Genomic DNA, 23319 nt, shown 5'->3' with positions numbered 1-23319 from the left:
ATGGTCGGCTTCAACGGCGCGACGACCGCACTGCTTCAGGGTCGCGCCCGTAAATGTCCGTTCAGATCCGAAAAGAGTCGCCCCATGCCCGGTTACCGCTCCCGCACCACGACCCACGGCCGCAACATGGCCGGCGCGCGCAGCCTCTGGCGCGCCACGGGGATGACGGACGGCGATTTCGGCAAGCCTATCATCGCTGTGGCGAACTCCTTCACCCAGTTTGTCCCCGGCCATGTCCATCTGAAAGATCTCGGGCAACTCGTCTGCGGCGCCATCGCCGAAGCAGGCGGCGTGGGGCGCGAATTCAACACCATCGCCGTCGATGACGGCATCGCCATGGGTCACGGCGGCATGCTGTACAGCCTGCCGTCGCGCGAACTGATCGCCGACGCGGTCGAGTACATGGTGAACGCGCACTGCGCCGATGCGCTGGTCTGCATCAGCAACTGTGACAAGATCACGCCCGGCATGCTGATGGCCGCCATGCGACTGAACATCCCAACAGTGTTCGTCTCCGGCGGCCCGATGGAAGCCGGACGCGTGACAGAAGACGGAATCGAGCGGCACGTCGATCTGGTCACCTCCATGGTGGCCGCCGCCAACCCGGACGTGAGCGAGAGCGAGTCCGAGACGATCGAGCGTTCCGCCTGCCCGACCTGCGGCTCCTGCTCCGGCATGTTCACCGCCAATTCGATGAACTGCCTGACCGAGGCGCTTGGCCTTTCCCTGCCGGGCAACGGCAGTCTGGTGGCGACGCACGCCGACCGAAAAGGACTCTTCCTGAAGGCGGGCGAACTCGCGGTATCCTTGGCCCGCCGTTACTACGAAGAGAACGACGAGAGCGTGCTGCCGCGCTCCATTGCGACGCGGGAGGCGTTCGAGAACGCCATGACCGTCGACATCGCCATGGGCGGCTCGACGAACACGGTGCTTCATCTTCTCGCCGCCGCGCATGAAGGCGAGGTCGCGTTCACGATGGCCGATATCGACCGCCTGTCGCGGCGCGTGCCCAACCTCTGCAAGGTCGCGCCGTCGCGGTCCGACGTTCACATGGAGGACGTGCATCGCGCGGGCGGCATCCCGGCCATCATGGGCGAGCTGGATCGTCTGGCGCTGCTGCATCGCAACGCGCCGATGGTGCATGCGCCGTCTGTCTCCGACGCGCTCACACAATGGGATATCGGCGGCGAGGCGCCCGAAGCTGCGCGCGAGTTCTTCCGCGCGGCGCCGGGCGGCGTCCGCACGACGCAGGCGTTCTCGCAGGCCAGCCGCTACAAGTCGCTGGACACGGATCGCGAAAAGGGCGCCCTGCGCGCAGGACCTCACGCCTTCAGTCAGGACGGCGGTCTGGCCGTGCTTTACGGCAACATCGCCGAAGACGGCGCCATCGTGAAAACCGCTGGCGTCGCGGCGGGACTTTTGACGTTCTCCGGACCGGCCCGCGTGTTCGAGAGTCAGGACGCCGCCGTTTCCGCGATCCTTGGCGGCAAGATCAAGGCGGGCGACGTTGTAGTGATCCGCTACGAAGGCCCCAAGGGAGGACCCGGCATGCAGGAGATGCTGTATCCAACCAGCTATCTGAAATCCAAAGGACTGGCGGAATCCTGTGCGCTGATCACCGACGGCCGCTTCTCGGGCGGCAGCTCCGGGCTGTCGATCGGCCACATCTCGCCTGAAGCCGCCGAAGGCGGCGCCATCGGACTGCTTCAGGATGGCGATATCATCGAGATCGACATCCCGGGCCGCATCCTGCGGACGGCCGTTCCCGATGCGGAGTTGTCGGAACGGCGCGCGCAGATGGAAGACAGGGGCGTGGACGCGTGGACGCCGGATCGCGAGCGCGTCGTCTCGACAGCGTTGCAGGCATACGCCGCCATGACGACCAGCGCGGCGCGCGGCGCCGTGCGGGATGTGAGCCAGTTGACGCGCCGCAAGGGGCGATGATCGCCGCTGGCACGCTGCGTTGGCAGACTGTTCATCACACATCGAAAAGCCGGGCTGTTACAACGGATAGCCCGGTTTCCAGCCCCCCGTCCGATTTCGGAGCATATTGGCTGCATGCCGTTGCAGGAAGGGACGGTCCGTACTGGGCGTTTTTTCGAAAGCCCACATCTGTTCAGACAAGTCCGTCTGAACGGGGCCTGTTCTAGAACCGCCGGTCGAACACCGAGGCCGCGCTCTTCAGGCGAAAAAGGGCGGAAGGCCGCGTCGCGCCCTCGTCGGTTCGCTTCTCCCCCGTGGCTTCCAGAAAGTCACGCTCAAGCACTTTGCGCCGGAAGGCGTCAATGTTGATCCTTTCTCCGAGCACGATCTGATAAACGCGGTGAAGTTCCGGCAGCGTGAAAGATTCTCCCAGAAATCGCGCAGGCAAATCTGAATAGGCGCCCTTGCCGCGCAACCTCTCGACAGCCGCCCGAACGATAAGGTCGTGATCAAACGGCAGACCCGAGACCGCAGCGATGTCGACAAGGTCGAGGCCCGTTCTGTTCAGAGCAGGCTGAAGACATTCAAACGGCGTCAAAGAAAAATACGCGACGCTGGCTGACCAGCCGCGAGGATCCCGGTCCGCTCCGGAAAACGTTGATAGTTGCTCCACGTAGAGTTTGCTCAGGCCGACCTTGTCGCGCAGCACGCGTCGCGCCGTCTCGCCAAGATTGCAGTCTTTATCGACATGAACATAACCGCCGATCAGGGCTTGCCGACCGGCGAACGGTTCCTGCCCACGTTCGGCCAGCAGCACGCACAAACGTCCGTCACGCACCGTCAAGGGCACGAGATCGATCGTAAGAATGGGCTTTTCAAACGTGGTCGTCATGAGTGAAGCACATCGCACACGTCAAATTAAACGCAAAATGTATTTTGCATCTTGCATTCTGTCCCAATCTGCGCCCATCCTGCTTGCCGGAGAGACACCTGGAGGACGCCATGGGACACGGACGTTGGAGAGACGAGGACTGGGCGAGCTATGCGGCCGGCTCGGTACACGGGCGGAGCCGTTCCGAACTGTTCGCCTCGCGAAGCATGGATCCGCATTACGATCCGGCCCGTATCCATATCAGGGAATCCCGCGACAGCGTGGACAACCCTCTCTCCACGCCGATCATCATCGGCGTGGACGTCACGGGCTCCATGGGGGTTCTGGCGGAGGAACTGGTGGTGCGGGGCCTGAACGAGACGTTCACGCAATTGCTGGACCGCAGGCCGGTCAGCGACCCGCACGTCATGGCGCTTGCAATCGGAGACGCGTTTTGTGATCGCGCTCCCTTGCAGGCGACGCAATTCGAGGCCGATCTGCGCATCATCGAGCAACTGCGCGGTCTGTGGCTGGAGGGAGGCGGCGGCGGCAACGATGGAGAAAGCTACTGTCTGGCGCATGCGTTTGCGGCATGGAAAACGTCCCATGATGCTTTCGAGCGGCGCGGTCAGAAAGGCTTTTTGTTCACAGTCGGCGACGAACCTGTACTGGACGGCGTCTCTCGGGAGCAGATCAAACGGGTCCTTGGGCTTTCTTCACAACGCGGCGTCAGAGGAAGGGAGGTCGTCGCGCTGGCGCGAGAACGATATGAAGTATTTCATATCATCGTGGACGGCACCTACGCTGCGCGGAATCTCGATCGTGTGCGTCGCTCATGGGAGTCGATTCTTCCAGAACGGGTCATTCATTTACGAGACCCGTCACGACTGGCGGAAACCATCGTAACGACGATCGAAGCGGTGGGCGACGTCGCGCATGGCGGCGCCACAACAGACGGTGGTCCGCCACGTCTCAAGCTCTCTCAATCAACTGACGGATTTTTCGGCTTTCCTCGTTAAAGGAGCATCGTGAAATGACGCATGCCGCGCAAGCTGTGATCGGAGCCGCCTACGGCGACGAGGGCAAAGGGCGCGTGGTCGATTGGTTGGCGACCCTGGCGCCGGGAGCCGTGATCGTGGTGCGCAGCAACGGTGGCGCTCAGGCCGGGCACACGGTTACGCTCGCCGACGGAACACGCCACGTCTTTCACCATATCGGCTCGGGCGCGCTTGCGGGAGCGTCAACGCATCTGTCGCAATTCATGGTCTCCCACCCCATGCTTTTTCGCGAAGAGCGGGACCAGGTCGCAGCGAAAAGCGGTTGCGTGCATGTAACCGCGGACCCGCGCGGCGCGGTCACGACGCCATGGGACATGATGATCAATCAGGCTCTGGAGTCATCTCGTGGCGAAGGGCGGCACGGGTCGTGCGGCATGGGATTTGGCGAAACCGTAGGACGAACTGAGGACACAGAACATACCTTGACTGTCGCCGATCTGCGGGCGCCGCAACTGCGTGACAAACTGCGCGCCATTCAGGGGGACTGGTTGCCCGCGCGGATGCAGCAGTTGGGTCTGGAATTCGGAAATGATTCCCCGCTGAGCCACGCTGCGTCGTCCGGTATCATCGAGCGATTTGTGGATGATTGCCTTTTCTTTTCCAGCGCCGTCGACCTGAGGGAGGACGCCACACTGGGCGCAGACCAAACCGTGATCTTTGAAGCCGCGCAGGGTCTGAGACTGGACCAAAACTATCCTGACTTTCCCTACCTCACCCGCTCGAACACCGGCGTCGCCAATATTGCCGCGATCGCCCGCGAAGCCAGCCTGGAGACGATCGAGGCATTCTACGTGACGCGCTGTTACCTGACCCGCCACGGCCGGGGCCCGATGAGCGATGAACGCAACATCGCGCCCTTCTTTGCAGTGGATGACCCTACAAATCAGCCCAATCCCTGGCAGGAAACACAACGCTTCGGACTGCTCGACCCAGCCGCGCTGGCATCGGACATACACGCGGACATGGCTTGCGCCAGCGGCGTCGCCTTGCGCCCCGCCATCGCCGTCACGTGTCTGGATCAGTGCGTCGGGGCGCGTGTCACGTGGATCAGGGACGGCAAAATCGTAGATGGCTCACGAGACGAGTTTCTGGCCGATATCCGTGCAGCTACGCACCTGACGCAGTTGCAGACATTTGCAGGCCCGATGAACCGTTGAAGCTGGTTTGACCGGATCAAACGATGCGGCAGGGTTCAGGCTGTCACCGGAGCGCACAGTCGTTTGCGAAGAACGTCGGCCACGACCATCATCAACGCGCCAATGCCCATGACGAACGCCATCGGGATGATGGAACTCGTCGGCATGTATCCCATCAGAACGCCGCTGATCGCGCCGATGCTGAACTGCATCGTTCCCAGCAACGCGGAGGCGCTTCCGGCCTGCGCCCCGTGATGGTGGAACGCCAATACGGTAGCGTTCGCGCCGACGAAACCCAGAGTTCCGGTCGTCATCATGATCAGCACGGCGACGAGCGCCGGATGGCCGGGGGTTGCGACGTGCAGCACGGTCAGCAGAAGGAACAGGGCCGCAGCGGAAGCGCAGGCGGCGACGCCTCTCTGCATCAGAGTTTCGACCGGAACGCGCTGCACTAGTTTGCCGCTGATCTGATTGCACAGAATGAACGTGGCTGCGTTCACGCCAAAGAACAGCGCAAACTGCATCGGCGTGAAACCGATCAGGTGTTCGAACACCACGGGAGCTCCACCCAGATAGGCGAATGTAACGAAAGTGCCCGCACTTGCGATAATCGCGTTGAGCACAAAATTCGGCTCGCCCAGAAGGTTGATGTAGCGATTAAGGATCGCAGCGGGATGCAAGGGAACCCGACGGGACAGCGGCAATGTATCGGGCAACATCAGATAGACGGCGAGAATGCCCGCGACCCCGTAGAGCACCGCGATCCAGAAGATCCAGCGCCACGAGCCGAACGTGAGGACCGCGCCGCCCAGCGACGGCGCGAGGATCGGCATCGCGCCAAACACTAAAGTAAGCTGCGTCATGATGCGCGCGCCGTCCCGACCGGTCGCGATGTCGCGCACGAATGCTCGCGGCACGACGGCGCCGACCGCTCCGCCAAGGGCCGCCAGAAAGCGAAACAGGCAGAACGCATGGAAATCGGAGGTCGTGGCGCAGCCGATGGAGGCCAGCGTGAAGACCAGCAATCCCGCGATCAGCGGAGCGCGCCGCCCGAACCGATCCGACAGCGGCCCGCACGAGAACTGTCCTACGGCAAGGCCCGCGAACCATGTCGCGAGCGTGAACTGCGCGGAACCCGGCCCACCGCCCTCCAGTTCCTTGTCCAGCGTGGGAAACGCCGGAAGGTACATGTCGGTTGAAAGCGGACCGATCGCAGTGATGGCGCCAAGTAACACGATCAGTGGAAGTGGCGGCGGAGCCCCTGCGAGCAGGTGTTGGGCTGATTTGGCGGAGAACATCACGAACCGTAGGGGGCGAAAGGGAATATGTGTCATTCACCCGTTTTCCGGCATTGTCCACCGGCGCAATTCGCGGGACCGATCACAGTTCGCGACATGGCGCGCCAGCGGAGGTCCGTCTGGCGGCGATAAATATTTCCCATTCACGTCAAAATTATTTCAATACATGTCCACCCTCCAAGCCGCTAGGTTCGGACGAACACACAGCACGTTGCGGCGGAAATAAAAACTTCACAAAGATCTTTGATTTCATAAGATATTTTTATAAATCACGCTAACTGCCGCCTTTCAGCGCGTAAAAGCGAACAAATCGCCGCAAACTGTTTCAAGATCCTCCACCGGGCCTCGCGGATCGTCACTTCACCTCTCCAAGCGCATCGCCCGCCCATTGCGGAGCGCCCCGGACTCAGTTAGGTGCTTGGCTGCCCGAGCGCAGCCTCAAAAAGGCCATCTAGAGACGGCGTCCGGCGATCAGTACAACGACGACGCCCGGTGGCGGCGTCAGCGTCGCCCGCCACATTTTACCCGTGATGTCGTCGCATGATTGCACCTTCATTCAGTCTGCGACGCATGTCATTCCAGACCAGCCGCAATTCGGGAACGGGCGCCTTATCCATTATGAACCTGCCAATCGTCGGCCGTCCCGGCCCATTGGGCGCCGCCGCTCCAGTTACCGGGATGCATCGTCCCAAGACATCCGGACGTTACGCTGTCGCGGCGGCTGCGATGCTTTCATGCTCCGGGTTTGCGAGCCAGGCCAACGCAGAGAACAATCCGGCGCACCGCAACGCCCGAGGGCAGGTGGTGGTCGAGGCTGACTCCGCCCTCGACAAAACGCTTGTCGTGACGCCTGTGACGGCGAGCATCTGGAATCGCGGGGTCCGGACGCCGGGTCAGATCGTCGCCGAACCGTCCCGTAGCGTCACGGTTTTTTCGCCCGTCACCGGCCTGATTCAGGAAGTCACGGTGAATCCGGGCGATCATGTGCAGGCCGGGCAGATTTTGGCTCGCGTCATCTCCGGCGACGCCGCGCAGGCAACCAGCGACGAGGCGAAGGCCCGTGCGGGGCTGGAGTTCGCGCAACGCGCATTCACCCGCGCCCAGGGCGTTCTGGCCGCAGGCGGCGGCGCCCAGAAAGATCTCGAAAACGCCCGCAGCAACCTGCTGCAGGCGCAGGCCGAGGAGGACCGCGCGCAGGCCAGATTGAGCGCGCTGCAATCCGCATCTGGCGCCGACGGAATCATAACCCTCAAGGCGCCGATCGAAGGCGACGTGAGCGCGGTCAACGCTACCGCTGGCATGAACGTCGTCGACATCACTCAGCCGCTGATCGTCATGGCCAATTCGGAAGAATTGTGGGCTATCGCCGACGTGCCCGAACGCGATATCCGCGGCGTCACGGTCGGTCAGCAGGTCAACGTCGCGCCGTCCGCTTTTCCGAACGTCATCCTGCACTCGACGGTCTCGGCCATCGACCCGATCGTCCAGCCGAACATGGCGGTGCTGCGGGTACGCTCCGTCCTGCCAAACGTGGACGGCGCGTTGCGACCGAACATGTACGCAGCGATTACGGTCATGGAGCCGCAACCACCGACGATCTCGGTGCCGCAATCGGCGCTGTTGATGAACAATGACAAGGTGACGGTCTTCGTCCGCGTGGCCCCCCATGTGTTCGAACGGCGCGCGGTCGAGATCGTCTATGACGAAGGGGACCAGTGCCGCGTCACCTCCGGTCTGTCGCCCAGCGATTCCGTCGTCACCGTTGGCGCGATCCTGCTGAATGATGATTGATCGGGTCATTGCAGGCTGTCTTCGCAACAGACGCCTGGTTTTCGCCGCGGCAATAGCTCTCGCAATCTGGGGCGTTCTGGCCTGGCGAAGCATCGCGATCGAGGCTTATCCGGATCTGGGCGCCGTGACCGTGCAGGTCACGACGCAGGTTTCTGGCCTCGCCGCTGAAGAAGTCGAGCAGCAGATCACTACGCCGCTGGAACGTCAGCTCGCGAGCACTCCGGGCCTGATCGACTCCCGATCCAGCAGCACGTTCGGCCTTTCGCTGATCACGCTGATCTTCAAGGACGGCACTGACGTCTATTTCGCGCGCCAACGCGTGACCGAACAACTGGCTCAAGTGACCGTGCCCTACGGGGCGACGCCGGGGCTGGGTCCGGTCACCGGACCGTCGGGCGAGATTTTTCGCTATACGCTGGAGTCCGATCGCGCCAATCTGATGCAGTTGTCGGACATCCAGAAATGGATCGTCGTTCCGGCGCTGACCCAGATTCCGGGCATCGCCGCCGTGACGAATTTCGGCGGATTCATCAAGGAATACCAGCTCGTCCTGAATCCCGGTTCACTCCATTATTACGGCATCGGTCTCAATGACGTCCTGACCGCAATCCGCAACAACAACGGAAACGCGGGCGGCGGTCGCGTGACGCGCGGCGACCAGTCTTATGTCGTGCGTGGCAGCGGTCTGGTGCGCACGCTGGACGAGATGGGCGAAATCTCGGTGACGCAGCGCAACGGCGTGCCGGTGTTCCTGCGCAATCTCGGCCAGATGCAGCTCGGCCATCAGGTGCGCGAAGGCATTCTTGGCAAAGACTCGAACCCGGACACGCTCGAAGGCATCGTCACGATGCTCAGCGGGCAGAACGCATCGCTGATTCTGCAGAGCGTTCATGCCCAGGTCGACAGCCTGCAGAAGCAGCTTGCGCCGATGGGCGTAAGGATCGTGCCCTATATCGACCGGGATGTGCTTGTCCGCGCCACCACCGACAAGGTGATGGACACGGTGTTCAAGGGCGTCGGCCTCGTGGTGATCGTGCTTGTGCTTTTCCTGGGCAGCCCCCGAAGCGCGCTGGTCGCAGCCATCACCATTCCTCTGGCGCTGGCGTTCGTGTTCGTCGTCATGAACCTGCTCGGCATGCCTGCGAACCTGTTCTCTCTGGGCGCGATCGATTTCGGCGTCGTCGTAGACGGCGCCATCGTGGTGACCGAGGCGATCCTGCGCATCCGCGAAGAGCGGCCGAACGACGTGGTGGAGATGAGCCAGGTGCTCGAAACCACGGGCCATATCGGCCGGTCGATCATGTTCTCGACGCTGATCATCATCGTCGCCTACAGCCCCCTCTTCGCGTTTCAGGCGGCGGAAGGAAAACTCTTTCGCCCGATGGCGTTCACAGTCAGCTTCGCCCTGTTCGGCGCGTTGCTGAGCGCGACCATGCTAACGCCGGCGCTTGCGTGGCTGGCGATGCGCAAGCCGCACCGGCTGTTTCACAACAAACCGCTTGAGTGGCTTCACCGGACCTATGTGCGCTGGCTCGGCCGCATCGTCGACCGGCCGCAGATCGCCTATCTCGCTGGAGTCGTCGCCTTTGCTTCCGTCATTGCGCTTGGGGCGACGGTCGGACGTGAGTTCCTGCCTGAACTGGACGAAGGCGCGCTGTGGCTACAGGTGCAGATGCCTTCTGGCATCTCGATCGACAAGGCAAGCGCGATCGCCAGCGATATCCGCCGCGCAGTCGACGAATTTCCAGAAATTTCTTTCGCCATCACGCAACTCGGGCGCAACGACTCCGGAACCGACCCGTGGACGCCGTCGCATATCGAAATGCCCGTAGGGCTGAAACCCTACGGCACCTGGCCACGCGGCGAGACAAAGAAGCAATTTGAGCAGAAACTGCGCGCCCGCCTGCGCCAGATTCCGGGCATCAGCTTCGACATCAGCCAGCCCATAGAAGACGGAATGAACGACCTTGTCGGCGGCGCGCATTCGCCGCTGGTGCTGCGCGTCTACGGGCAGGATTTCCGAGAGTTACGCCGGATCGGCAACGAAATCGTCCGCGTGCTGTGGACCGTTCCGGGCACCCGCGACGCGTCGATTTTTCAGGAACCTGAAATTCCTGAGATGAACATCTCCGTCGACCGCATGGCGGTCGCGCGCTACGGCGTCGCCGGGTCGGACGTGATGAACGTGGTGCAGAACGGGATCGGCGACGCCGCCGTCTCACAGCTTTACGTCGGTGACCGTAGCTACAACATGACGGTGCGCATTCCGCAGGCGGACGCAGCCAATCTGCAGACGTTGGGACGGATGCCGTTCACCACGGCCTCCGGCTCCCAGATATCGCTCAACGAGCTTGCGAAGATCACGCTGGAAACCGGCGAGAGCAACATTTCGCATGAGAACAACCACCGTCAGATCACCATTCGCGTCAACAACGGCGATCGCGCGCTGTCGCAATACCTGACGGAAGCTCAGGCGCGCATAACCCGCGCCGTTCGCTTCGACACCTCCCAATATAAGCTCGAATGGGCAGGCACATTTCAGGAGCAGCAACACGCGCAGGCGCGCCTGACGGTCGCGCTGGCGATCATGTTCGCGGTCATGCTGGTCCTGCTGTTCGGGGAGTTCCGCATTTTCCGTCAGGCGGCGCTGGTGCTCGGCGTCGTGCCGTTGGCGACGCTTGGCGGGCTGGTGGCGTTGCATCTGCGTGGCGAAACGCTGAACGTCGCGACCGCCGTCGGCTTCATCGCCTTGTTCGGCGTCGCGGTTCAAAACGGCATCATCATGGTTTCGAACATCAACCGCCACCGGGCCAACGGCATGGAGTTGCGCGCAGCAGTCCTTGAGGGCGCCGGAGAGCGCTTCCGTCCGGTGCTCATGACGGCGACAGTCGCAAGCGTCGGCATGTTGCCCGCCGCCATCGCGACAGGCATCGGCACCGATGTGCAACGCGGCCTCGCCACCGTGGTGGTGGGCGGTCTGGGCATCGCCACCTTCCTGACGCTGTTCATCCTGCCGACGTACTACGCGCGGATCGAAGCCTGGGCGAAACGTCGCGAGGACCGACAACGGACCGCATCGCATGCGGGCGAAACCGGAGGGTCTCCGGCATGAGGAAACTTCTCGGAGCCGCCGCCCTGAGCGCGCTTGCGGGCTGCGCAGTCGGGCCGGACTTCCACCGCCCTGACGCGCCGACGACCACTTACGGACCGGGAGGTCTGGCGCGCACGTCGGGCAGCGAAGCGAAGAAGGGTCTGCCGTCAAATCAGGACGCGCCACAGCTTTTGGCCATGGGCAAGGACATCCCAGCGGACTGGTGGACGCTGTTCCACTATCCGGAGCTCGATCAGCTTCTGAAACGCGTGCTGGCGCGAAGCCCGACGCTCGAAGCCGCGAAGCTCGCGCTTCAGGCCGCGCAACAGGACAAGAAAGCGACCGAGAGCGCGCTGTATCCTTCGGTCAGCGGTTTCTACAACCCGGCGCGCTTCAAGACGTCGCGGGCGTACTCCAACGTGCCGATCGCAAATTCCTGGCTGTATACAATCCACACGGCGCAGCTGAACATCTCCTACTCTCCGGATATCTGGGGCGGGGTGCGCCGTCAGATCGAGTCAGCGGCGGCGGAACGTGAAGCGCAGCGCAACCAGCTTGAAGCCGCGTGGCTGACCCTGACCAGCTCCACCGTGGACGCCGCCATTTCCTACGCCATGACGCGCGCCCAGATCGAGACGACCGAGGCGCTGGTCGCGGATCAGGAACGCACTTTGAAGGCGTCTCTGGCTGAGCAGGCCCTCGGCGCAATGTCGGGCGCCGACGTTGCGATGCAGCGCACCCTGCTGGCCCAGACGCGCGCAACGCTGCCGCCCCTGCGCCAGACTCTGGCGACGCTGCATGACGAGATCGCGGCGCTGTCCAACGACATGCCGGACGCACCGACCCCGGAGTTTGAGCTGGATCGGTTCGTGCTGCCCGGGGTCCTGCCGGTCAGCGTGCCTGCGCAGCTCATCTCCCAGCGGCCGGATATCCGCACCTCGGAAGCCTATTTCCACGCTGCATGCGCGCAGGTCGGCGTCGCCATCGCCAACCGTCTGCCGAACATTCAGCTTGGCTTCGACCCCGGCTTCGCGGCGGCGACGATCGCCCAGATGGCCACGCCCGGATACGGTCAATGGACGCTGGGCGCGATGCTGACCCAGCCGATCTTCGACGGGTTCCAGCTTCAGCATCAGGAGCAGGCTGCGCGCAAACGGTACGAGGAAGCCGCCGCCCAGTATCGGGCGACGATCGTTTCCGCCGTGCAGGACGTCGCCGACAGCCTCAGCGCCGTCCACACCGACGCGGACGCGCTGATTCAGTCGGCTGCGGCCGAACATGAGTCGGACAGAAGCGCCCAGATCATGCAGGCGCAGCTTCGCCTCGGCGACGTCAGTCAGGTCGCTCTGCTGAACGTGCAAGAGGCGCGCCTGCAAACCATGCTGACCCTGATTCAGGCCCGCGCGGCGCGGCTGTCGGATACGGTGGGGCTGTTCCAGTCACTCGGCGGCGGCTGGTGGAACCGCGTTGACGATCCCGCTGCAGCGGTCCCCGGCGGCGCGAAAGCCGCCGCCTCCGCGCGACCGGCGGCTGGATCAGCCGGTAACGGCTGAACGACCGCGTTGCGTTCGCCTCCGCTCTGACGCACAACGACTTCGCCAGACACGACAATCAGACGCTTACGGTCATGCTGACCCTGCGCTGACGCCGCCCCCGATCACGGCAGGAGAGAGACGACACATGACAGACGGGACGATCACGACGGATGTAGCCATCATCGGAGCCGGGCCTACGGGTCTGTTCGCCGCGTTCGAGTGCGCGATGCTCAAGATCGACTGCGTGCTTGTCGATGCCCTCGCCGATATCGGCGGTCAGTGCGCCGCGCTTTATCCCGAAAAGCCGATCTATGACATTCCGGCCCACCCAGCGATCGAAGGGGCTGCGCTGATCGAATCCCTCGCCCGCCAGATCGAGCCGTTCAACATCCCCCGGATGCTCGGTCGCCGTGTAGAAACCCTGAAAGGTCACCGCGGGGCGTTCATCCTTGGCACGGACAAGGGCGAGGTCATCCACGCCAAGGCCGTGATCATCGCGGCCGGAGCCGGGGCGTTCGGTCCGAACCGTCCGCCGCTGGACGGGCTTGAAGCCTATGAAGACACAGGCTCGGTGCAGTATTATGTCCGCCGCCGCGCGGACTTCGAGGGGAAAACGCTGGTGATCGCAGGCGGGGGCGACTCCGCTCTCGACTGGGCGCTCTCGTTGAAAGAACTGGCGCGCAAGATTTATCTGGTGCATCGCCGCGACAAGTTCCGCGCCGCGCCCGAGAGCCTGCGGCAGCTCGACGAGGCCGTGGAGCGCGGCGAGATCGAGAAAGTCACTCCGTTCCAGCTCAAGGCCCTGCATGGCGAAAGCGGCGCGTTGCGAGAAGTGGAGCTGGTGACGCTGGACGGTGAAAGCCGCCGCCTTGAAGCTGATCATCTGCTGGCGTTCTTTGGGCTGGCGACCGACCTTGGCCCTGTCGCGCAATGGGGCATGGACCAGATCCGCTCAACGATTCCGGTTACGCCCTCGACATGCGAGACAAGTCTGGCCGGCGTGTTCGCCATCGGCGACGTCGCGACGTATCCGGGCAAGCTGAAGCTCATCCTGCAGGGTTTCAGCGAGGGCGCGATGGCGGCGCATGCGATCCATCCGATCGTCCACCCCGATCAGGCGCTGCATTTCGAATATTCGACAAGCAAAGGCGTTCCGAATTCGTAACGAGAGGGTGGCGCGGGCGGATCGCCGCCTTATACTGATTCATCGGAACACGCGGGCGCTACCCGAGCGGGCGCCCGGAACAAGCGCAGAGGCCTTCATGCTCTCCATTCTCCGGAGCAAAACCCCGCATGTATCGAGGACGTTCTGAAATGGACATCGCTGCGCAATGGGCGGGCGGCGCCCTAACGATCGATCTGGCGGCAATCGCCGCGAACTATCGGACACTGCAAAGCGTCGTGGGCGGAGAGTGCGGCGCGGCGATCAAAGCCGATGCTTACGGCCTCGGCGCGCTGACTGTCGGGCCGACGCTCGAGAAGGCCGGTTGCCGCCGCTTCTTCGTGGCGCATCTGTCGGAGGGTGTGGCGCTGCGCCCCGCGATCAGCCGGGATATTTCGATTTTCGTGCTGCATGGGCCTCCGCCGGGCACATCGCGCGATCTTCTGGAAGCCGGGCTGACGCCGGTGCTGAACAGCGTCGAGCAACTTGCCGAATGGCGCGCGCTCGCCGCCAGTCTGGGGCGCATGTTGCCCGCTGTGATCCAGATTGATTCCGGCATGGCGCGCTTTGGTCTGACCGCCGAAATCGTCACGAATATTGCGAATGATCCAGGCATGCTGGCGGGAGTCAAACCGCTTTTCGTCATGAGCCATCTGGCGTGCGCTGACGAGCCGCAGCATCCGGCGAACGCCGCGCAGTTGGCCGCCTTCCTGCGTCTGACGGCGCTGCTTCCTGAGCTGCCCCGCAGCCTTGCGGCGTCTTCAGGGATTTTTCTTGGTCTTGACTGGCATTTTGACATCGTCCGTCCGGGAGCGGCGCTTTATGGCGTCAACCCGACGCCGGGGCGGCCCAACCCCATGCGGCCCGTCGTGCGGTTGCAGGCGCGGGTGATTCAGACGCGCGACATCCCGACGGGGCAGACTGTCGGTTATGGCGGGCTGTTCACCGCGGCGCGCCCGACGCGGGTAGCGCTGCTTGGCATCGGTTACGGCGACGGCTTCCACCGCGCGGCCTCCAATCGCGGGCGCGCCGTCCTGCCGTCGCATCCTGAGACGCATTTGCCGATCATTGGCCGGGTGTCTATGGATTCCCTCGCCGTAGACATTACCGATCTGGGCGGTTCGCCCGTGTCGGCGGGTACGCCGTTCGATCTGATCGGCCCGCATATCTCGCTGGACGAAGCCGCGGCCGCGGCAGGCACGATCGGTTATGAACTGCTTACGGATCTTGGTGGACGGTATCACAGGAGCTACACGCAAGGGCATACTGCGTCCTGATTTTGCATTTTCTCCTTTTTAAAAATGCAATTTTCATTGCACTTCTATAGTGACGCGTCACGCAGAAGCATCATGCCGACACGGCCGCTCTGAACCGGAAACACCGCCGGGGCCGGGACGCAGATCACCGAAAATTCGAAACTGACGTCGCGACGTGCGTCACAACCGTCAGTTCGCTTGTGCGGCCCCCTGTCGCTTTAATGTCCCGATTTATCTGCATCGACAGGCAGCATGTCCGTACGCCCAAGGCTGTCGATTCGCGCCATGTCGTCATTGGAAAGATCGAAGGAAACACAACCAAGATTTTCTTTCTGTCGCGCAGGATCGACAGATTTCGGCGTCGTGGCGAAGCCGCTCTGCAGGTGCCAGCGCAGGATCACCTGCCCGACCGTCCTGCCCATTCGGGCGGCGATTTCTCCGATGACCGGATCATGCATGATTTCGCCATTACGGCCCAGCGGACTCCACGTTTCCGTGACGATGCCTTTTTCGCGATGGATGGCGACGAGCTCGTCCCTGCGCAGATACGGATCGAGCTGGATCTGGTTGACGTGCGGCACAAAGCCTGCGTCGAAGAGTTTCGCCAGATGAGCCGGCTTGAAGTTCGAGACGCCGATCGAACGGGTCAGCCCGGCCTCAAGCAGCTGGGCCATACCCTCGAACGCCTCGACATAGCGGTCCTGCGCAGGGTTGGGCCAGTGGATCAGCAGCAGATCAACGTAATCCAACCCAAGACGGCGCAGGCTTGCTTCGCACGCCGTCCGTACGCCGTCGCGGCTGTGCCACTCCTTGTTGAATTTGGTGGTGATGAAGATTTCGGCACGTGATGCGGAACTGCGCCGAACGCCCTCTCCAACGCCGGCTTCGTTGCGGTAATTCTCAGCCGTGTCGAAAAGACGATAACCAGCGTCAATCGCATGGCTGACGGCGCCGGCGGCCTGCGCGTCGTCCATCGGCCAGGTTCCCAGACCGAACTGGGGCATCTCGACGCCGTTCGAGAGGCGAAGAGTTGGAGAAAGAACCATGAAATTCAACCTCATTTTTCAAGCGTCGTGAACGACAATCAGTGGCCTCAGGGCTTTGGTGCATTTGTAGAGCCCCAAGAGTCGCAGGGGCAAGCGCACGGGGGTTCTCAATGGTGACGCAGCGGGGATTCTTTGATGAGAGTTCCTGTATACACGCAGGTTGACGCCAAAGTTGTAACGGGCAGTCAGATTTTCGTGTTAGGGTGAACATATCGGAAACACACCCTTTGGATTCATATGTCCGACATCGTTGCGCATCTTTCCCAAGCCGACCTCAATTCAATCGCCGAACTGGTCCGGCAGAGCATCGCCAACAGCGCCCCACACCCGCCGTCAGCACCAGACGCGATCAAGCTGTCACCATCCGACATTCAGGCGATTGTGGCGGGCATGAAAGACGCTTCATCGGGAACAGGCGTCAGAATTTTGACTAGTGATGGCGCATTACATCTTGTCGATGATTCGAAGCCGTTGGCCAAACCGTGGTATGTGACATATGCGCCTCAAATCGTCTCAGCCGCGCAGATTCTGGTAACCGGATTTGTCGGTTACATCGGTTGGTGATTAGGCACCGTGAATCATGAAATTGCCCAAACGCAAAAGGAAATCGCTCGTGAGAAATTAAATCTCGAAAAATTTTCAAGACGTGTCGAATATATTGAAATCGTCGACAAGTGCTTTCGAAGACAAGTTGATAGCGGATTCGCCGACGGCCGCATTGAGTTTTTAAATAAACTCAAGGAAATAAGACAAAAATCCGGCCGAATCAGCAATGTGTTTTCAGCCCAAGAGGAAAAATTAAAGGAACGTTTCATTGAAAGCCCATTCAATCGGCTGATAGAACTTCAGGAAATTCAATATCAAATTACCGCCATATTCTCTCTTGAAACAGGACGTGCAATACAAAGTTTAATTGCTTGTATGCGGATAACGCAAATCACTAGAAATGAATGTATAATGTCGGTTCACTCTCGTGAAAAAAATATGGCACGCCTCAAACGTATTATCCCGATATGCAGAGCACGCCACCAGCGTGTATGGCAATCGCTACAAGAGCGCGAATTTAATGGTCTTAAATCATAGAAATCCATGATACCAATCACGTTTTATGCGATAGACGGTGGCGCGGCTGATTCCCAATCGACGGGCGGTTTCCGTGAGTGACATGCTGTTGTTCAGCATGGTCAGGATCGCGTCGCGTTGTTCGTTAGCTATCGGTGGGCGGCCCTGATATTTGCAGTTTGATTTGGCCACCGCGATGCCTTCTCGTTGCCGTTCCAACATCAGGTCGCGTTCACATTCGGCCACGGCGGCCAACATGGTCAGCATCATTTTTGACGTGGGATTGGACGTATCCAAACTCTGACCGCCCATCGACAAAATCACTAACGACGCGTTTTTGGCGTGGATGCGTTCGACGATGGCCAACAGATCAGCGGTTGAGCGAGCCAGACGGTCAGGTTTGGGCTGCTGACCAGAGCGAAGGATGGCTCAGTCATCGGCTCATCTCTAAGGTATGCGGGTCAACATTCGGTGACGCGAGGGTATGCGGGTAAGTCAAGCTGACATCCCCTGCAGTAAATTTAAATTAAAACAACATGTTACGGTGATTTCTCAGTGAACTACAGACACGCTTACCACGCTGGCAACTTCGCCGACTGCATGAAGCACGCCCTGTTGACCGCGCTGGTTGGCGCGCTGACCCGCAAGGCTACGCCGTTTGCGGTTCTGGACACCCATGCCGGGATTGGCGGGTACGATCTTGCGGGCGTTCAGGCGGAAGCCACGGGCGAATGGCGGGATGGGATCGGGCGGCTGCTTGCCATTCCAGAGGACGCGTCGGAACTGGCGCCGCTGCGCCCCTGGCTGGATATGGTGCGGGCCAGTTTGAGGCCGGAGGAAGGCACGTTTCATTATCCGGGTTCGCCGGAGCTGGTCGCGCGCCTGCTACGCCCGCAGGACGAACTCATCTGCTGCGAACTGCATCCGGAAGATCAGGCGGTATTGCGGCGCCTGTTTCGGAACAAGGCGAATGTGTCGGTTCATCATCGCGACGGGTATGAGGCGATCGGCGCCCTGTTGCCGCCAAGGCAGGCCAAACGCGGGTTGACGCTGATCGACCCGCCGTTCGAACGGACTGATGAGTTCGCACGGCTGGCGCAGGCGGTGACGCAGGCTCGCGCGCGCTTTTCCACCGGCATGGTGGCCGCGTGGTATCCGATCAAGCATGGGGCGCCGGTCCGGGCGTTTCTGGATGCGATCCGGGATGCGGGGCTGCGCGACGTGTTGAATGTGGAGTTCACCCTGCGGCCGCCGCTGGACCCGTCGCGTCTCAATGGGTGTGGGCTTCTGGTGGTGCAGCCGCCCTATCGGTTCGACGAGGAAGCGCGCATGATGCTTGAGCCGCTGTGCCGCCATCTGGGCGACGGAGAGACGCAGGCGAAGGTTGAATGGGTCGCGCCGGAATGAAGCGTATCGCTGTAATCGGCGCCGGGTCGTGGGGGCTGGCGCTGGCCTTGCAGGCCGCGCGAGCGGGCGCGCAGGTGCATCTCTGGGCGCGCGACCCGTCGGCGCGTCTGACGAACGGCGCCATGCCGCGTCTGCCGGGACATCCGCTGCCCGACACGGTGTCGGTGAGCGGGCGGATGCCAGAGCGCGCCGACATGGTGCTGCTGGCGGTTCCGATGCAGCATCTGCCGTCCGTGTTGGGCGGCCTCAACAGCGGCGCGCCGGTCGTCCTGTGCTGCAAGGGCGTCGAGCCTGGAACTTTACGATTTCCGCTTCAGATTCTTGAAGAGACGCTCCCCGGCGTTTCCGGCGCGGTGTTGTCCGGCCCGAATTTTGCGCATGAAATCGCGGCAGGTTTGCCGGCGGCGGCGGTGATCGCAGCACGGGAGGCGAATCTTTCTCGCGCTCTGGGCGATCTGCTGACGACGCCTCGGTTTCGTCTCTATGACAGCGACGACATTGTCGGGGTGCAGCTTGGCGGCGCCGCGAAGAACGTGATCGCGATAGCAGCCGGGGCGGCGATTGGCGCAGGTCTGGGCGAAAATGCGCGCGCGGCGCTGGTGACGCGAGGGTTGGCGGAGATCGGACGTCTGGCCGCCGCATTGGGTGGACGCCCCGAGACGCTGGCGGGTCTTGCAGGGGTGGGCGACCTGCTGCTCACCTGCACCGGGGGCGCTTCCCGCAACTTTCGTGTCGGCGCCGCGTTGGGAAATGGCATGACGCTTGCGGAAGCTTTGCACTCGCCTGCGGGCGTGGCCGAAGGCGTAGCGACCTCCGGCGCCCTTCTGGCTCTTGCGAAGCGGCATGACGTGGCGGTTCCGGTGATCGAAGCGGTAGCGGATCTGGTCGAAGGGCGCAGTCTTTTGATCGATGTTGTCGAACGCCTGCTATCCCGGCCGACAGGAAGCGAAGCAGGGCGCATGGCCTGAGTCAGATAGGGGGAAAGACGCGGATGTGGATGCGAAACGAACGGCTTAGACGGATTGTAAGTCGCAACAGGGTTTTCCGCTTTCTGTCATCCGACGTTCAAACGCATCTTCAACTCGCTTTGCTGCGCGGCCATAAATCGAAACAGGTTATCGACACCATAGAATCGTGCCGCAAGAAAGCGGACTCACTGCTCAGCGGCGACGAATCTTTTATGTTGCATGCGTTGGCGCAGGCGCAGACGGAACATGGTGGCGCTTTCGCTGAATTCGGGGTCTATAAAGGCTGCTCGGCGCGTCTGCTATGTTCCGTGAAAGGGGCCACCCCGCTGCATCTGTTCGATACTTTCTCGGGCCTTCCAAAGCCTTCAGGTGCGGAAAGAGGCACTTTTCGAAAAGGTGAATTTCGAGGAACTCTGACTGAAGTCCAGAATGTGTTGACGGGGTACAAGGGCGTTCATTTTCATCAGGGTGTGTTTCCGGCCAGCACCGCAGGTCTGGAGAATTTGCGATTCTCCTTTGTGCATCTGGATGTTGATCTTGAAGGCGCGACTTATGCAGGCCTGGAATTCTTTTATCCGCGCATGCTTCCGGGGGGCATACTTATCACGCACGATTACTCAATCATTCCCGGCGTCCGGAACGCCGTTGACCGGTTCATGACTGGCCGTTCCGAGAGAGTGATCGAATTACCAACGACGCAGGCTATGATTATTCGTTCGGCTGATGCCCGCGTGATGGTCAGCGCGGAGGCGGAGGCAACCGCTGTCGCGGCTTAGATGTTTGGACCCGCGATTTGACACTATGAATTTAAGAAGAACTTTACTTGTTTTTTCCAAAATTAAAGGAGAATCAATTTGCGGGGAGAGAGCCGTCCGAACAGCCCTGAAGCTGCGTACGGCACACTCCGGGCGGGCGATACATCTGCGAGTTTTTGATGAAACGGGTCGTCGAATTGCTTCCTTCGATATCGAGCAAACGGGAGATGTGGCGACGCTGAACGACGCGAGGAATGCGCCACCGGATTTGTCCGCCAGGAAGTCGAAGTCGTTCGCTGTATCTACGTCCGACTCGCTCGACGCCCGACCTTCACTATGCGCTGCACAATGAAGACTATATAAGATTATTACGAGATAGATTCCTGATCACGCGTCAGCGACCGCCTGACACACATCGACCCATTCTCCGTTCACCAATTCAGTCAGGCGCTCAGGCGTCAGGCAGACCGAACTGGTGGTTGAACCCGCCGCCGGCCAGACCTCGGCATACCGACGCAACGAAATATCGCAGCATACGCGCAAGGGTTGCGGCAGGCCAAAAGGGCAGACGCCGCCAACGGGGTGACTGGTCAACTCAAGCACCTCGTCGGGCGGAAGCATACGGGGACGGTCGCCGAATGCTGCTTTGGTCTTGCGATTGTCCAGACGCCCCGTGCCCGCCATGACGACAAGCAGGCGTTCTTCGCCGACCTTTATCGCCAGCGTCTTGGCGATCTGCCCGTCTTCCACGCCGAGCGTCTGCGCGGCCTCCGACACGGTCGCCGTGCTCGCCTCCATCACGACGGGCGCGATATCGGGCGCGTGTTGGGCGAAGAAGGCGCGAACGGACTCAAGGCTCATATGCTGGAATCTCCCTGATTGCCTGATGGCGAGGTTGCGACTCAGGTCTGCCGTCGCCCGCCGAAACTGTAGCGGCTGCCGGGATAAGTGAACACGCCGCGCATCACCACGCGCCCTTCGACCCAGGTACGCCGCACCAGTTGCAGACACGCTTCCGGGCCATCGAGTTCAAGGAGGGCCTGCTGTTCCGCTTCCGGCGTCACGGCGAAGATCACGTGCTCGACTTCGTGCGGCGGCGAGATCTGAAACAGATACCGATGTGGATGGGTCGTGGCGAAATCCTGATCAAGGTAATCCGGCGCAAAATGCGGAGAGACGAAACGCTCTTCAATCTGCAGGGGCGTGTCGTCCTCGTAATGGATCAGCACGGAGTGGAACAGCTTGACGCCCGGCCGCTGGTCAAAAGCGAGGGCGAGATGTCCATCAGCGCGGATCGTCTCCAGCAATACGACGCGCGATCGGTGCCGTCCCCCACCCGCCTGAATATCGTCGGCGATATCACGAAGCTCGAGCACCTCAGCCCTTGGCGCCGGTCGGGCGACAAACGTGCCCACGCCCTGGGCGCGCGTGACGATCCCCTCGCCCATGAGTTCGCGCAGAGCGCGATGCACGGTCATCCGGGAGACGCCGAGCGTTTCCACCAGTTCATTTTCAGATGGCAGGCGCGAACCGACGCCCCACTCGCCCGAGGCGATCCGCTCGGTGATGTAGTGCTTCACCTGTTCGTAGCGGGAAGCAGGGCGCGCAGCAGTCAGGTCCGACAACACGGTACGACGCGGAAGGGTGTCCGTATCAGACGCCATCGGGAACGCCTCCAAAAACGCGTGCGATGGGGGTCACGCCACCGATCCAGTAGGACAGTTCATGTGGACCAGTCACGTCCCAGAGCACGAAGTCTGCAAAACTGCCTGTAGAAAGAACGCCGATATCGCCGCACATGCCGAGCGCCTGTGCGGCGATCCGGGTCACGGCTTTCAGAGCTTCCTCCGGCGTCAACCTGAACAACACGGAGGCGAGATTCATCGTCGCCGTCAGGCTGGACAATGGCGACGTGCCGGGGTTGCAGTCTGTGGCCAGCCCCATCAGCACGCCGTAACGCCGGAAAAGATCGACAGGCGGCGCCTGCGTTTCACGGATGAAGTAGAACGCGCCGGGCAGCAGCATGGCGACCGTCCCAGCCTCCGCCAATGCGGCGGCGCCCTCCTCCCCTACATATTCGACGTGATCAGCCGAGAGCGCGCGATACTTCGCCGCCAGCGACGCTCCGCCGCCATCGGACAACTGGTCCGCATGCAGCCTGACCGGCAAGCCGAGTTCGCGCGCGGCGGCAAACAGCCGGTCCACCTGCGGCGCCGTGAAGGCGATGCTCTCGCAGAATGCGTCCACGCTGTCCGCGAGGCCGAGCCGCGCGATTTCGGGCAGCATATCTTCAATCAGATGCGTGACGTAGTCGTCCTGTCGTCCGGCGAATTCCGGCGGCAGGGCGTGGGCGCCGAGGAACGTCGTATGCACGCGCACCGGCAATCTTTCGCCGACGGCGCGCGCCACGCGCAGCTGTTTGACCTCGTCCGCCAGCGTCAGTCCATAACCCGACTTGATCTCGATCGTCGTGGTTCCGGCCGCGATCATCGCCTGCGCGCGGCGGAGCGCGATTTCAAGCAGCTCCTCTTCGTTCGCCGCGCGGGTCGCGCGCACGGTCGCGGCTATGCCGCCGCCAGCCCGGGCGATTTCCTCATAGCTTACGCCATTCAGGCGCCGTTCGAACTCCGCGCTACGATCTCCGGCAAAAACAAGATGCGTGTGCGCGTCGATGAGACCAGGAGTCACCCACGGCATGCGCGCCCCGACTGGATCTGCAGCATGAATCCCGGCGCTGCACGTGATGACCTCACGCGCAAGAGATTCGGGCGCATCCGGCAAGTCCTGTCGCCGCCCGAGCCAGACAATCCGCCCGTCGCGCGACGCAATGGCGCCGTCGCGTATGCAGCCGTAAGCATCCTGGGTCGCCGTCGGGTCGAGCGTCGCGAGATGAACGCCAATCCAGAGCCTGTCCCACATCGTCGTCATCCTGTTTACAAAGCCCTTGCGCGAGATACCAT

The 23319-nt window shown here is 61.9% G+C and carries 20 protein-coding genes; 13 read left to right on the top strand and 7 right to left on the bottom strand.

Annotation, left to right across the window (positions count from 1 at the left end; genetic code table 11):
* Positions 1-84 precede the first annotated feature (84 nt).
* On the top strand, positions 85-1944 hold the full coding sequence (gene ilvD, locus G442_RS0110645) for a dihydroxy-acid dehydratase (protein ID WP_026397984.1): 1860 nt from the start codon (positions 85-87) through the stop codon (positions 1942-1944).
* 202 nt (positions 1945-2146) lie between these two features.
* Here ilvD and G442_RS0110640 read toward each other — a convergent pair whose 3' ends face one another.
* On the bottom strand, positions 2147-2815 hold the full coding sequence (locus G442_RS0110640) for an NUDIX hydrolase (RefSeq protein WP_026397983.1): 669 nt from the start codon (positions 2813-2815) through the stop codon (positions 2147-2149).
* A gap of 110 nt (positions 2816-2925) precedes the next feature.
* Here G442_RS0110640 and G442_RS0110635 point away from each other — a divergent pair, with 110 nt between their 5' ends.
* Positions 2926-3813 carry a hypothetical protein gene (locus G442_RS0110635; protein ID WP_026397982.1) on the top strand — a complete coding sequence of 296 codons (888 nt, stop codon included), beginning with the start codon at positions 2926-2928 and terminating at the stop codon, positions 3811-3813.
* 14 nt (positions 3814-3827) lie between these two features.
* Positions 3828-5009, top strand: a complete 1182-nt coding sequence (locus G442_RS0110630; protein ID WP_026397981.1) for an adenylosuccinate synthetase — start codon at positions 3828-3830, stop codon at positions 5007-5009.
* A gap of 35 nt (positions 5010-5044) precedes the next feature.
* Here the strand turns inward: G442_RS0110630 and G442_RS0110625 are convergent, their stop codons facing one another.
* Positions 5045-6286, bottom strand: a complete 1242-nt coding sequence (locus G442_RS0110625; protein ID WP_051292216.1) for a multidrug effflux MFS transporter — start codon at positions 6284-6286, stop codon at positions 5045-5047.
* A 618-nt stretch (positions 6287-6904) separates the two neighbouring features.
* Here G442_RS0110625 and G442_RS0110615 point away from each other — a divergent pair.
* From G442_RS0110615 to alr, 5 genes are all read left to right on the top strand, one after another.
* Positions 6905-8077, top strand: coding sequence for an efflux RND transporter periplasmic adaptor subunit (locus G442_RS0110615; RefSeq protein ID WP_051292199.1), 1173 nt, complete (start codon positions 6905-6907; stop codon positions 8075-8077).
* Positions 8070-11189 (top strand): efflux RND transporter permease subunit, encoded by a 3120-nt coding sequence (locus tag G442_RS0110610; RefSeq protein WP_026397978.1) that lies wholly within the window; start codon positions 8070-8072, stop codon positions 11187-11189. The genes G442_RS0110615 and G442_RS0110610 overlap by 8 nt, the downstream gene beginning before the upstream one ends.
* Positions 11186-12721, top strand: coding sequence for an efflux transporter outer membrane subunit (locus tag G442_RS21880; RefSeq protein WP_084440519.1), 1536 nt, complete (start codon positions 11186-11188; stop codon positions 12719-12721). Before G442_RS0110610 ends, G442_RS21880 begins: the two co-directional genes overlap by 4 nt.
* 127 nt (positions 12722-12848) lie before the next feature.
* Positions 12849-13868: an NAD(P)/FAD-dependent oxidoreductase gene (locus tag G442_RS0110600; protein ID WP_026397977.1), complete on the top strand. Its 1020-nt coding sequence runs from the start codon at positions 12849-12851 to the stop codon at positions 13866-13868.
* Between the two features lie 149 nt (positions 13869-14017).
* Positions 14018-15142 (top strand): alanine racemase, encoded by a 1125-nt coding sequence (gene alr, locus G442_RS0110595; RefSeq protein ID WP_026397976.1) that lies wholly within the window; start codon positions 14018-14020, stop codon positions 15140-15142.
* A 197-nt stretch (positions 15143-15339) separates the two neighbouring features.
* Here the strand turns inward: alr and G442_RS0110590 are convergent, their stop codons facing one another.
* On the bottom strand, positions 15340-16167 hold the full coding sequence (locus G442_RS0110590; RefSeq protein ID WP_026397975.1) for an aldo/keto reductase: 828 nt from the start codon (positions 16165-16167) through the stop codon (positions 15340-15342).
* A gap of 237 nt (positions 16168-16404) precedes the next feature.
* Between G442_RS0110590 and G442_RS0110585 the strand changes: the two genes are divergently transcribed.
* Positions 16405-16731, top strand: coding sequence for a type 1 periplasmic-binding domain-containing protein (locus G442_RS0110585; protein WP_026397974.1), 327 nt, complete (start codon positions 16405-16407; stop codon positions 16729-16731).
* 9 nt (positions 16732-16740) lie between these two features.
* The gene (locus tag G442_RS25080) at positions 16741-17250 is read left to right on the top strand and encodes a hypothetical protein (protein WP_146882249.1); all 510 of its coding nucleotides are present in this window, start codon (positions 16741-16743) and stop codon (positions 17248-17250) included.
* Here G442_RS25080 and G442_RS21875 read toward each other — a convergent pair.
* Complete coding sequence (locus G442_RS21875; RefSeq protein WP_307188549.1) at positions 17245-17619, bottom strand: recombinase family protein; 375 nt, start codon at positions 17617-17619, stop codon at positions 17245-17247. The genes G442_RS25080 and G442_RS21875 overlap by 6 nt on opposite strands.
* 165 nt (positions 17620-17784) lie before the next feature.
* Between G442_RS21875 and G442_RS0110575 the strand changes: the two genes are divergently transcribed.
* From G442_RS0110575 to G442_RS21870, 3 genes are all read left to right on the top strand, one after another.
* Complete coding sequence (locus G442_RS0110575) at positions 17785-18636, top strand: 23S rRNA (adenine(2030)-N(6))-methyltransferase RlmJ (protein ID WP_026397973.1); 852 nt, start codon at positions 17785-17787, stop codon at positions 18634-18636.
* Entirely contained in the window at positions 18618-19604 is a 987-nt protein-coding gene (locus G442_RS0110570) for an NAD(P)H-dependent glycerol-3-phosphate dehydrogenase (RefSeq protein ID WP_371863400.1), read from the top strand. The genes G442_RS0110575 and G442_RS0110570 overlap by 19 nt, the downstream gene beginning before the upstream one ends.
* Before the next feature lie 212 nt (positions 19605-19816).
* Positions 19817-20380, top strand: coding sequence for a TylF/MycF/NovP-related O-methyltransferase (locus G442_RS21870; RefSeq protein ID WP_161628352.1), 564 nt, complete (start codon positions 19817-19819; stop codon positions 20378-20380).
* Positions 20381-20746: 366 nt separating this feature from the next.
* Here G442_RS21870 and G442_RS0110560 read toward each other — a convergent pair whose 3' ends face one another.
* The 3 genes from G442_RS0110560 to hutI are packed head-to-tail and all read right to left on the bottom strand — an operon-like array spanning position 20747 to position 23278.
* Positions 20747-21220, bottom strand: coding sequence for a YbaK/EbsC family protein (locus G442_RS0110560; RefSeq protein ID WP_026397971.1), 474 nt, complete (start codon positions 21218-21220; stop codon positions 20747-20749).
* Positions 21221-21261: 41 nt separating this feature from the next.
* Complete coding sequence (gene hutC, locus G442_RS0110555; protein WP_084440517.1) at positions 21262-22023, bottom strand: histidine utilization repressor; 762 nt, start codon at positions 22021-22023, stop codon at positions 21262-21264.
* The gene (hutI, locus tag G442_RS0110550; protein ID WP_026397969.1) at positions 22013-23278 is read right to left on the bottom strand and encodes an imidazolonepropionase; all 1266 of its coding nucleotides are present in this window, start codon (positions 23276-23278) and stop codon (positions 22013-22015) included. Before hutI ends, hutC begins: the two co-directional genes overlap by 11 nt.
* Positions 23279-23319 lie beyond the last annotated feature (41 nt).

It is taken from the genome of Acetobacter nitrogenifigens DSM 23921 = NBRC 105050 (assembly GCF_000429165.1).
GTDB classification, from domain to species: domain Bacteria; phylum Pseudomonadota; class Alphaproteobacteria; order Acetobacterales; family Acetobacteraceae; genus Acetobacter; species Acetobacter nitrogenifigens.
The sequence above is the reverse complement of the archived record's forward strand: the minus strand, read 5'-3'. Positions and strand labels throughout refer to the sequence as shown.